10 protein-coding genes, 4 tRNA genes and 1 pseudogene are annotated in these 10,698 nt (G+C 62.9%); all 15 read left to right on the forward strand.

Going from position 1 to position 10,698, the window contains the following annotated elements; genetic code table 11:
* Window positions 1-330 (forward strand): annotated as a pseudogene (locus B3873_RS23195) (ribonuclease III); the annotation flags it as partial.
* The gene (era, locus tag B3873_RS23200) at window positions 327-1,256 is read left to right on the forward strand and encodes a GTPase Era (protein ID WP_088753666.1); all 930 of its coding nucleotides are present in this window, start codon (window positions 327-329) and stop codon (window positions 1,254-1,256) included. The pseudogene B3873_RS23195 and the gene era, both read left to right, overlap by 4 nt.
* Window positions 1,257-1,357: 101 nt before the next feature.
* Window positions 1,358-2,209: a DNA repair protein RecO gene (gene recO, locus B3873_RS23205; RefSeq protein WP_286869279.1), complete on the forward strand. Its 852-nt coding sequence runs from the start codon at window positions 1,358-1,360 to the stop codon at window positions 2,207-2,209.
* 163 nt (window positions 2,210-2,372) lie between these two features.
* Entirely contained in the window at window positions 2,373-3,146 is a 774-nt protein-coding gene (pdxJ, locus tag B3873_RS23210) for a pyridoxine 5'-phosphate synthase (RefSeq protein ID WP_286869281.1), read from the forward strand.
* Window positions 3,147-3,156: 10 nt separating this feature from the next.
* On the forward strand, window positions 3,157-3,549 hold the full coding sequence (acpS, locus tag B3873_RS23215) for a holo-ACP synthase (RefSeq protein WP_088753669.1): 393 nt from the start codon (window positions 3,157-3,159) through the stop codon (window positions 3,547-3,549).
* The gene (gene nagZ / locus B3873_RS23220; protein ID WP_039786372.1) at window positions 3,546-4,574 is read left to right on the forward strand and encodes a beta-N-acetylhexosaminidase; all 1,029 of its coding nucleotides are present in this window, start codon (window positions 3,546-3,548) and stop codon (window positions 4,572-4,574) included. The genes acpS and nagZ overlap by 4 nt, the downstream gene beginning before the upstream one ends.
* Before the next feature lie 17 nt (window positions 4,575-4,591).
* Complete coding sequence (gene uvrC / locus B3873_RS23225) at window positions 4,592-6,457, forward strand: excinuclease ABC subunit UvrC (RefSeq protein ID WP_286869282.1); 1,866 nt, start codon at window positions 4,592-4,594, stop codon at window positions 6,455-6,457.
* Between the two features lie 123 nt (window positions 6,458-6,580).
* The gene (gene pgsA / locus B3873_RS23230; protein ID WP_039786370.1) at window positions 6,581-7,171 is read left to right on the forward strand and encodes a CDP-diacylglycerol--glycerol-3-phosphate 3-phosphatidyltransferase; all 591 of its coding nucleotides are present in this window, start codon (window positions 6,581-6,583) and stop codon (window positions 7,169-7,171) included.
* Window positions 7,172-7,237: 66 nt separating this feature from the next.
* Window positions 7,238-7,313, forward strand: a tRNA-Gly gene (locus B3873_RS23235).
* Between the two features lie 152 nt (window positions 7,314-7,465).
* Window positions 7,466-7,539, forward strand: a tRNA-Cys gene (locus tag B3873_RS23240).
* A gap of 11 nt (window positions 7,540-7,550) precedes the next feature.
* Window positions 7,551-7,626 (forward strand) — tRNA-Gly (locus B3873_RS23245).
* A gap of 53 nt (window positions 7,627-7,679) precedes the next feature.
* Window positions 7,680-7,755 (forward strand) — tRNA-Gly (locus B3873_RS23250).
* Between the two features lie 326 nt (window positions 7,756-8,081).
* Window positions 8,082-9,056: a chemotaxis protein gene (locus B3873_RS23255; RefSeq protein ID WP_286869284.1), complete on the forward strand. Its 975-nt coding sequence runs from the start codon at window positions 8,082-8,084 to the stop codon at window positions 9,054-9,056.
* Window positions 9,057-9,208: 152 nt separating this feature from the next.
* The gene (gene cobT, locus B3873_RS23260) at window positions 9,209-10,243 is read left to right on the forward strand and encodes a nicotinate-nucleotide--dimethylbenzimidazole phosphoribosyltransferase (RefSeq protein WP_286869285.1); all 1,035 of its coding nucleotides are present in this window, start codon (window positions 9,209-9,211) and stop codon (window positions 10,241-10,243) included.
* Window positions 10,236-10,698: adenosylcobinamide-GDP ribazoletransferase (locus B3873_RS23265; protein ID WP_286869286.1), on the forward strand; the 463-nt coding region annotated here is incomplete at its 3' end. The genes cobT and B3873_RS23265, both read left to right, overlap by 8 nt.

Here is a 10,698-nt window from a genome sequence, read left to right on the forward strand (position 1 = left end):
CTGGAAGCGGTGCAGCTGGCACTGGCCAAGCCCCCGTCTGCCGGCCGCAAGCCGCGTGCCCGCACCACCCAGCTGAAACTGGCCGGCATCGCCACCATCCAGCCGGACGCTCCCGAGCACGATGCGGGCAAGGGCAATCGTCCCGACGCCTCAACGGCCAATGGCAGCAAGCCTGCCAAGCCAGCCAAGGAGCAGAAGGAACCCAAGGAACAGAAGGGCGCGCCGGTTGCGGCGCGCAACGAAGGCAAGACCACCGGCGACCGCACTGAAACGGCCGCAGCAGAACCCATTTCGGCGGCTTCATCCGCCTCGCAATCCAGAACAGCATGACAGATTCCCCCATGGCCGATGACGCATCGGCGCAGACCCCCGAGAGCGATTACCGTTGCGGCTACATCGCCATCGTCGGTCGTCCCAACGTTGGCAAGTCGACCCTCATGAACGTGCTGGTCGGCGCCAAGGTCAGCATCACTTCGCGCAAGGCCCAGACCACGCGCCACCGCATCACCGGCATCCAGACCATCGAGAACACCCAGTATGTCTACGTCGACACGCCGGGCTTCCAGACGCGTCACAGCAATGCCCTCAACAAGACCCTGAACCGCACCGTCACCAATACCCTGACGGCGTCGGACGTGATCCTGTTCGTGATCGAAGCCGGTACCTTCGGCCCGGCCGACAAGCAGGTGCTCGATCTCCTGCCGGCCAACGTGCCCTGCATCCTGGTGTTGAACAAGGCCGACCGCAACAAGGACAAGACCACGCTCATGCCCTTCGCCCGCGAAGTGGCTTCGCACCATGATTTCGCCGCCGTGGTGCCGGTCTCGGCCAAGCAGCGCTTCCAGCTCGATCGTCTGCAGGAAGAAGTGCGCAAGCTGCTGCCGCAGAATCCGCCGATGTTCGACGAAGACGACATCACCGACCGCAGCGAGAAATTCCTGGCCTCCGAAATCGTGCGCGAGAAGGTGTTCCGCTTCGTCGGTGAAGAATTGCCCTACACCAGCACGGTCCTGATCGAGAAGTTCGAGCAGGAAGGCAACCTGCGCCGCATCTTCGCGGCCATCCTGGTCGAGCGCGACACCCACAAGGCCATGGTGATCGGCCAGAAGGGCGCACGCCTGAAGGAAATTTCCACGCAGGCGCGCCTGGACATGGAGCGCCTCTTCGGTGGTCCGGTCTACCTGGAGATCTGGGTCAAGGTCAAATCGGGCTGGGCCGACAACGAAGCCGGCCTGCGCGCCTACGGCTACGAGTGAGCCCGCGTGCGGCCTCCTGCGAGCTGCGCGCAATCCCTGCATAATCATGGCATTACGCCGCGCCCCAACGACGTGGCTTCACGCATTCAGGACGGATATCCATGACCACCATGCTCAACGAACCCCAGCTCGACGGCCAGGTAGCTGATCCGGCCGCGCCGGTCGCGCCCCAGGCACCGGCCAAGGCCTCGGCGCGCAAGCCGGCCGCGCCCCGTGCGCGCAGCCGCGCGGTGCCGGAGAAGGAGCACAAGGTACTGGCGCAGCCGGGCTTCGTGCTGCACAGCTATCCCTACAAGGAAACCAGCCTGATCATCGACGTGTTCTCCCGGGATCACGGCCGTATCGCCTTGGTGGCCAAGGGGGCCAAGCGTCCGCATTCCAAACTGCGTGGAGCCTTGCAGACCTTCCAGCCGCTCTCGCTGTCGTGGAGCGGCAAGTCCGAAGTGCGCACGCTGACCGATGCCGAATGGGTAGGCGGCCTGCTGCCGCTGGAAAAATCGGCACTGCTGTGCGGTTTCTACCTCAATGAATTGCTGGTCAAGCTGCTGGCGCGCGAAGATGCGCACCCGGCGCTGTTCGACCATTACGTGGCCACCCTCAACAAGCTGGCCCATGGCGAGAATGCTCCCATCGTGCTGCGCCAGTTCGAACGCATCCTGTTGAAGCAAACCGGCGTGGCCGGCAACTGGAGCCATTGCGTGGCCAGCGGCAAGACCGTGCAGCCCGATGGCATCTACGTCGTCGATCCGGAGCAGGGCACGCGTCCTGAACGCATTTCCGACCGTGCCCCCAAGGTCTCCGGCAAGACGCTGCTGGACATGGAGCGCGAAGACTACAGCGACCCCACCACGCAATTGCAGAGCAAGTTCCTGATGCGCTACCTGCTGTCGCATCACCTGGGCGGGGCGCAGCTGAACACGCGACAGATCCTGATCGACCTGATGCAGCTGTGATGGCGCGGCGGCCCGTTTGCCGCCGGCCAGAACATGCTGCCACTTGATCCCGTCTGTTCCCGCGTGCGATCCCGAGCCGCTACAATCCAGAACTGGCTGCACGGTTCTTCACGTGCAGCCTTGAGCACATCCCGACATCATTCCAACGAAGCTTCCTGACACCATGAGTTTCCTGCAGCCTGCCGGCCCGGTCATCGACCTGGGCATCAACATCGATCACGTCGCCACCCTGCGCAATGCGCGCGGCACCCGTTATCCCGATCCCATCCGCGCCGCGCTGGAAGCCGAGGAAGCCGGTGCCGATGCCATCACCCTGCACCTGCGTGAAGACCGCCGCCACATCCGCGATGAAGACGTCAAGGCCATCCGTCCGCTGCTGCAGACGCGCATGAATCTGGAAGCCGCCGTCACCAAAGAAATGATCGATTTCGCCTGTGGCATCCAGCCGCAGGATGTCTGCCTGGTGCCGGAGAAGCGTACCGAAGTCACCACCGAAGGGGGCCTGGACGTGCGCGGCCATTTTGCCGACGTGCAGGCGGCGATCCGCCAGTTGCAGCTGGAGAGCATTCGCGTCTCTTTGTTCATTGATCCGGATGTCGAGCAGATCCAGGCCGCCGCAGAATCGGGCGCCCCTGTCATCGAACTTCATACCGGCCGTTATGCCGATGCCACCAGCGAGCGTGAACAGCAGGAAGAGCTGGAGCGCATCCGCATCGCCGTGCAGGCTGGCGTCAAGCTCGGCCTGAAGGTCAATGCCGGCCACGGGCTGCATTACACCAACGTCCAGGCCATCGCCGCCATTCCCGAGATCGCTGAGCTGAACATCGGCCACGCCGTGGTTGCCCATGCGGTCTTTGCCGGCTGGCGCAATGCGGTCTCCGAGATGAAGGCCATCATGGTCAAGGCCCGCCTGGACGCCCTGAAGGCCAAGGCTTGAGGCGCGCCGCATGATCTACGGCATCGGTACCGACATCCTCCAGATCTCGCGTCTGGAGGCGACCCTGGGACGTCACGGCGACCGCTTCGCCGCCAAGATCCTGGGCCCGCAGGAAATGGAAAAATACCTGCGCCGCAAAGCCAAGGTGGAAGCGCGCGGCGTGCGCTTCCTGGCTACCCGCTTCGCCGCCAAGGAAGCCTTTTCCAAGGCCATCGGCATGGGCATGCGCATGCCCATGACCTGGCGTGCCATGCAGGTGTTGAACGCGCCCAGCGGCAAGCCAGTGGTGGTCTGCAGCGGCGCCTTGCAAGAATGGATGGAAGAGCAGGGTCTGAGCGCCCAGGTTTCCGTCACCGACGAAGTGGAATACGCCGTCGCCTTTGTCATCGTGGAGAAGTCATGAATCAAGCCGTCAAGCCGCTCGGTCCGGTGATGCTGGACGTGGTCGGCACCACGCTGGACGCTGCCGATATCGCGCGCCTCCAGCACCCGCTGACGGGCGGGGTCATCCTGTTTGCCCGCAACTATGAAAACCGTGCGCAGCTGGTTGCGCTGACCGCTGCCATTCGCCAGGCGCGTCCCGGCATCCTGATCGCCGTAGACCACGAAGGCGGCCGCGTGCAGCGCTTCCGCACCGATGGTTTTACGCGCCTGCCGGCCATGGGCCAGCTCGGCCAGCTGTGGGATCGTGACGTGCTGCAAGCCACCAAGGTAGCCACGGCCACCGGCTTCGTGCTGGCCGCTGAACTGCGCGCCTGTGGCATCGACCTGTCGTTTACGCCCGTGCTCGATCTGGATTACGGCGTCTCCAGCGTCATCGGCGACCGTTCCTTCCATCGCGATCCGCGCGTGGTCACGCTCATGGCGAAGAGCCTCAATCACGGCCTGGCGCTGGCGGGCATGGCCAATTGCGGCAAGCATTTTCCCGGCCATGGTTTCGTCACGGCCGACTCTCACGTAGCCATTCCGGTCGATGAGCGTGGCCTCGACGAGATCCTCGGCGACGATGCCACCCCTTATGACTGGCTGGGCATGAGCCTGGCCGCCGTGATGCCGGCACACGTCATCTACCCCAAGGTGGATGCGCAACCTGCCGGTTTCTCCAAGGTCTGGCTGTCGATGCTGCGCGAGCGCTTCGGCTTCCAGGGGGTGATCTTCAGTGACGACCTCAGCATGCACGGTGCCAGTGTCGCCGGTGGTCCGCTGCAGGCGGCACAGGCGGCACTGGATGCAGGCTGCGATGTGGCGCTGATCTGCAATTCGCCGGACAAGGCTGATGCCATTCTCGCCGGTCTGCAGGGCGGCACCGACGCCGCCTCTGCCGCCCGCCGTGCGACCTTGCTGCCCTGTGGCGAGGCGCTGGCCTGGGATGCGCTGCAAGCCGATCCGCGCTACCTGGCCGCACGCGCGCTGCTGCAGTCGCTGTAAGTTTTTCGCTTTCGCTCATGTCCGAGATTCCAGTACCCCCGCTCCCCGACCCGCGTGAAGTCGTGCTGGAGACGGTTGCCCGGCTGCCGCACCTGCCGGGTGTCTATCGCTACTTCGACGCTGAAGACAACGTGCTCTACGTGGGCAAGGCGCGCGACCTCAAGAAGCGCGTCTCCAGCTATTTCCAGAAGACCCTGACCAGCCCGCGCATCGCCATGATGGTCGAGCGCATCGCGCGCCTGGAAACCACGGTCACCCGCAGCGAGGCCGAAGCGCTGCTGCTGGAAAACAATCTCATCAAGACGCTGCGTCCGCGCTTCAACATCCTCTTTCGCGACGACAAGTCCTATCCCTACCTGAAGATCACCGGCCACGCCTTTCCGCGCATGGCCTACTATCGCGGTGCGGTGGACAAGCGCAGCCAGTATTTCGGCCCGTTCCCCAATGCAGGGGCCGTGAAGGAATCGATACAGATCCTGCAGAAGGTGTTCCTGCTGAGGACCTGCGAAGACACCGTCTTCACCAACCGCACGCGGCCCTGCCTGCTGCACCAGATCCACCGCTGCAGCGGTCCCTGCGTGAACCTGGTCAGTCGCGAGGATTACGCGCTCGACGTGGAGAATGCCTCCAAATTCCTGCGCGGCCGCCAGAGCGAAGTGATGGAAGCGCTGGAGCAGAAGATGCACGCCTTCGCCGCCGACCTGAAGTTCGAGCAGGCCGCTGCCGTGCGCGACCAGATCGGTTCACTCTCCAGCGTGCTGCACCAGCAGAGCATGGAGACGGTCAGCGATGCCGACATCGACATCATCGCCGTGACGGTGCAGGGCGGACGTGCCTGCGTGAATCTGGCGATGGTGCGCGGCGGCCGCCATCTCGGGGATCGCGCCTATTTCCCCACGCACGTGGATGATGCGATGGACACCGCCGAGGACAGCATCGAGGTTGAAGTGCTCAAGGCCTTCCTGGCCCAGCACTACATCGACAAGTTCATTCCCGGCTCGGTCATCGTGGGCACCGAGTTCGATGATCCGGCGCTGATGATGGCCTTGATGGAGCAGTGCGGCCACCGCATCACGCTGACCTTCCAGCCGCAGGGCCAACGCCGCCAGTGGCTGGAAATGGCCGCCAAGGGGGCCGAGATCGCACTGGCGCGCCTGCTGTCCGAGCAAGGCTCGCAGCAGGCCCGCACGCGTGCCTTGGCTGAGGTGCTGGAGCTGGAACGTGAAGGCCTGGACGAACTGCGCGCAGAATGCTTCGACATCAGCCACACGCAAGGTGAAGCCACGCAAGCCTCGTGCGTGGTGTTCCATCACCATGCGATGCAGAACGGTGAATACCGTCGCTACAACATCAACGACATCACGCCCGGCGATGACTATGCCGCCATGCGCCAGGTACTTACGCGCCGCTACGAGAAGGTGGCCAATGGCGAAGGCGTGATGCCGGACATCGTCCTCATCGACGGCGGCAAAGGCCAGGTCGAGATGGCGCGTCAGGTGCTGACCGAACTGGGCCTGGACATCAGCCTCATCGTCGGCGTAGCCAAAGGGGAAGGGCGCAAGGTCGGCCTGGAAACCCTGGTCTTCGCCGATGGCCGTGCGCCCAAGGAACTGGGCAAGGAATCGGCCGCGCTGATGCTGATCGCCCAGATCCGCGACGAAGCACACCGCTTCGCCATCACCGGCATGCGCGCCAAGCGCGCCAAGGCACGCCAGACTTCGCGCCTGGAAGAGATCGAGGGCATCGGTGCCAAGCGCCGCCAGCGCCTGCTGGTGCGTTTCGGCGGCCTGCGCGGGGTGGTCGATGCCAGCGTGGATGACCTGGCTTCCGTGGAAGGCATCTCGCGCCAGCTGGCCGAAGAAATCTATCGCCAGTTGCATTGAGTTCTTCGCCTCTGCTGACCCGTTGCTGCGCGTGCCGACGTAAAGGCGGGCGCAGCAGGGGGCGACTCTGCTACTATTCGGTAAATTTTTTTTCGTGTACGCCGCTCCAACCCTCCAAGACGTATGCCTTTCAATATTCCGATTCTGCTGACCTGGTTGCGGGTGGCGCTCATTCCTCTGGTCGTCGGGGTCTACTACCTGCCTGAGATTGGCCTGAACCGCTACGAGCAAGGCATCGCCGCCACGGCCGTGTTCATCGTCGCGGCCGCCACCGACTGGTTCGATGGCTTCCTGGCGCGCCGCTGGAACCAGACCTCCGCCTTTGGCGCCTTCCTCGACCCGGTGGCCGACAAGCTCATGGTCACTGGTGCCTTGCTGGTGCTGGTGCATCTGGACCGTGTCCATCCGGTGATCGCCTTCATCATCATCGGCCGCGAGATCGCCATCTCGGCGCTGCGCGAATGGATGGCCCAGATCGGCGCCTCCAAGTCGGTGGCGGTCAGTTCGCTGGGCAAGATCAAGACCACTGCACAGATGATCGCCATTCCGATGCTGCTGTACTACGACAGTCTGTTCGGGTTCATCGATACCCGACTGTGGGGCAGCCTGCTGCTGCTGGTGGCAGCGGTGCTGACGGTGTGGTCGATGCTGTACTACCTGCGCAGGGCGATGCCGATGATCAGGGAAGCCGATGCCGGGAACAGAAAAAAATAATTAAATAATTAAGATCGATAGTTGACAAATACCAACGCTGCCTTATAATAGCGTTCTGTTTTCGATGCGGGAGTAGCTCAGTTGGTAGAGCGATACCTTGCCAAGGTATAGGTCGAGAGTTCGAGACTCTTCTCCCGCTCCAAGTTACTTGGAAAAAAGGAAGCCTGAACAAGCTTCCTTTTTTTATTGTGATAGGTGAGCGAGCATTGAAAGTTTGGCTGCGGCGCAAGTCGAAAAAAGTCAAAAAAGATGTTTGCAAACAACACGTGTTTTAGGTAGTATGCGTGTCCCCAAGGCGGGGTAGCAAAGTGGTTATGCAGCGGCCTGCAAAGCCGTCTACGCCGGTTCGATCCCGACCCCCGCCTCCAAAATGCTCCATGCGGGAGTAGCTCAGTTGGTAGAGCGATACCTTGCCAAGGTATAGGTCGAGAGTTCGAGACTCTTCTCCCGCTCCAGATTCAAGGCAGGCAGCTTCGGCTTCCTGCAGCAGTAAAGTGTAGGTTCCCATGCGGGAGTAGCTCAGTTGGTAGAGCGATACCTTGCCAAGGTATAGGTCGAGAGTTCGAGACTCTTCTCCCGCTCCAAATTGAAAGAGGAAGCCTTCGGGCTTCCTCTTTTCATTTCTGCGCCGCATTTCCTGTTTTTTCCTGCAGGCAAGCCGGCCATTCCCCGCGTCTGCTGCATATTGTTTACGCGCCTGTTTTTTCTCACCGTGCCGCCGCTTCGGTCCAGACGGGACGGTGCGTCTCTCCTGGCGCGGCCAGCGTGGTATTTCGGTACTCGCGGCATGGGCAAAGATCAAAAATGTCGGCTATAGGCGATTGCCTGATTGCCACGGCCATGTTTCCCCACTACATTGCTGAGTCAGGCTTTTCGCCTGTCACCATCATTTGCATCCGGGGGAGGGGGCATGGACAATTTTCAGAAAGAGATTGACGAAAGAACCAATCTCACCGCATCCAACAAGTTCGAGCTGCTGTTGTTCCGTCTGGGGGCGGATCCACATGGCGAGCGCTCCGAGCTGTTTGGCATCAACGTCTTCAAGATCCGCGAAATCGTGCCCATGCCGCCTGTGACCAAGGCGGCCGGCACGCATTCGCCGATGCTGGGCATGGTCAACATCCGCGGCCAGATCATTTCGGTGATCGACTTGCCGGCCGTGGTGGGCTGTGTGCCCAAGACCGGCCTCAACATCCTGCTGGTCACCGAATACGCGCGCAGTACGCAGGCCTTTGCGGTCGAGTCGGTGGACGAGATCGTGCGCCTGGAATGGAGCCAGGTCCTGTCGGCGGAAACCAGCAGTGGTGGCGCCTTCGTCACCAGCATCGCGCGCCTCGACCAGGACAAGGACACCAGCCGCCTGGCCCAGGTGCTGGACGTGGAGCAGATCCTGCACGAGATCATGCCCAGCGACCGCAACATGAAGATGGAAAACCTGGAAAAGAGCGCCGGCCATGGCATGCGCCCCGGTGCGGTGGCCATTGCCGCCGACGATTCCAAGGTGGCCCGTTCGCTCATCGAGCAGGGCTTGCGCGCCATGGAGATTCCGTTCGAGATGCATGTCACCGGCAAGGATGCCTGGGACAAGATCCAGAAACTGGCCACGGAAGCACGCGCCGAGGGCAAGCCGATTTCCGACAAGATCTCCTTCGTGCTGACCGACCTCGAAATGCCGGAAATGGATGGTTTTACGCTCACCCGCAACATCAAGCGCGAGGACTTCCTGAAGAACATCCCGGTCATCATCCACTCCTCGCTGTCCGGCTCGGCCAACGAGGACCACGTCAAGAGCGTGGGCGGGGATGCCTACGTTGCCAAGTTCGAAGCCAATGAACTGGCCTCGACCATCTTCGGCGTGCTCGACCGCGCTGCAGCCAAGGCCTGAGGTACTACACACGCTGCACTCATCATCAAGGGAGCCTCCGGGCTCCCTTTCTTTTTGTTCTCGCCGTTATCTGTCCTGCCGCAGCCAGCGGCGATCTCGTATACTGGCGCTCCCTTGATCCTGCCGCAGCCAGCGGCGCAGAGCCTTTCCTCATGCAGATTCCCGCCATTGCCTCCCCGTTCGATGCCAGCCTGGCCGCCCGGCTGGAAGCGCGCATCAATGACAAGACCAAGCCTCTCGGCAGCCTGGGTGCACTGGAACGCCTGGCGCGCCAGATCGGCCTGATCCAGGGCAGCGACCATCCGGTGCTGCGCCGGAGTGCCATCGTGGTCTGTGCCGGGGACCATGGCGTCACCGCCGAGGGCATCTCGGCCTACCCGCAAAGCGTGACCTGGCAGATGGTGGAGAACTTCCTGGCCGGAGGTGCCGCGATCAACATCTTCGCGCGCCAGAATGAATGCGCGCTGTATATCGTCGATACCGGCGTCAATCACGATTTCGGCCCGCGCGACGGCCTGCTGGACCGCAAGATCGCCCCCGGTACCGCCAACTTCTGCCAGGGCCCGGCGATGACGGCGCAGCAATGCCAGGCCGCGCTGCTGGCCGGGCTCCAGTTCGCTGAATCGCTGCAGGCCGATGTGCTGGGCTTTGGTGAGATGGGGATCGGCAATACCACCGCCGCCGCCGCATTGATGGCCGCCTTTACGGGCGTGCCGGTGCAAGAGTGCGTCGGGGCCGGCACCGGCCTCGATGCCCAAGGCGTCGCCCGCAAGGCCGATGCGGTGACGCGTGCGCTGCGCCTGCATGCGCAAGCGAGCGCACCGCTGGAGCGACTGGCGGCCCTGGGCGGCTTCGAGATCGCCTTCATGACGGGGGCCATGCTCGGTGCGGCACAGCGCCGCAAGGTAATACTGATCGATGGCTTCATCGTCACCTCGGCCCTGCTGGTGGCAGCGGCCCTGCAGCCAGCCGTGCTGGAGTACTGCGTGTTTTCGCATTGCTCGGATGAGGCCGGCCATCGCCGCATGCTGCAGTACCTGGGTGCCACGCCCCTGATGCAGCTGGACCTGCGCCTGGGCGAGGGCACCGGTGCCGCTCTGGCCTTGCCGCTGCTGCGTGCGGCGGTCAATTTCCTGGAACGCATGGCGACCTTCTCCTCGGCCAGCGTCAGTGAAAAGCATGCCTGAAAAAGACTTCACATCACCGCCACCGCCCCGCAACGACGGCCCGCTGTACCAGCTGCGCCTGTTCTTCACGGCGCTGCAATTCTTCACACGGCTTCCTATCCCGCGCTGGGTGGGCTTCCAGCCGCACTGGCTGCAGCATGCCACGCGCTATTTCCCGCTGGTCGGCTGGATCGTGGCCTGGGCCTGCGCCCTGGTCTACCTGCTGGCCGTGCAGTTCTGGCCGCAGATGGTGGCGGTGCTGCTGTCCACTGCAGCCGGGATCTGGCTCACCGGCGCCTTTCATGAGGATGGTTTTGCCGACGTCTGCGATGGCCTTGGTGGTGCAGTCAGCCGAGAACGTGCGCTGGAGATCATGCGGGATTCGCGCCTGGGCAGTTATGGCGTGATCGGTATCGTCGCGCTGTTGCTGGCCAAGCTGGCGGTCTTGCAGGCGCTGCTGCCGTTGCAGGTACTGG

This window comes from Herbaspirillum sp. UBA812, assembly GCF_002296545.1.
In the GTDB taxonomy this organism is placed as follows: domain Bacteria; phylum Pseudomonadota; class Gammaproteobacteria; order Burkholderiales; family Burkholderiaceae_D; genus Herbaspirillum; species Herbaspirillum huttiense.

Excerpts from the sequence above, each read along its gene's own strand:
- era (WP_088753666.1), top strand. The coding sequence starts at position 327 with ATGACAGATTCCCCCATGGCCGATGACGCATCGGCGCAGACCCCCGAG.
- recO (WP_286869279.1), top strand. The coding sequence starts at position 1,358 with ATGACCACCATGCTCAACGAACCCCAGCTCGACGGCCAGGTAGCTGAT.
- pdxJ (WP_286869281.1), top strand. The coding sequence starts at position 2,373 with ATGAGTTTCCTGCAGCCTGCCGGCCCGGTCATCGACCTGGGCATCAAC.
- acpS (WP_088753669.1), top strand. The coding sequence starts at position 3,157 with ATGATCTACGGCATCGGTACCGACATCCTCCAGATCTCGCGTCTGGAG.
- nagZ (WP_039786372.1), top strand. The coding sequence starts at position 3,546 with ATGAATCAAGCCGTCAAGCCGCTCGGTCCGGTGATGCTGGACGTGGTC.
- uvrC (WP_286869282.1), top strand. The coding sequence starts at position 4,592 with ATGTCCGAGATTCCAGTACCCCCGCTCCCCGACCCGCGTGAAGTCGTG.
- pgsA (WP_039786370.1), top strand. The coding sequence starts at position 6,581 with ATGCCTTTCAATATTCCGATTCTGCTGACCTGGTTGCGGGTGGCGCTC.
- B3873_RS23255 (WP_286869284.1), top strand. The coding sequence starts at position 8,082 with ATGGACAATTTTCAGAAAGAGATTGACGAAAGAACCAATCTCACCGCA.
- cobT (WP_286869285.1), top strand. The coding sequence starts at position 9,209 with ATGCAGATTCCCGCCATTGCCTCCCCGTTCGATGCCAGCCTGGCCGCC.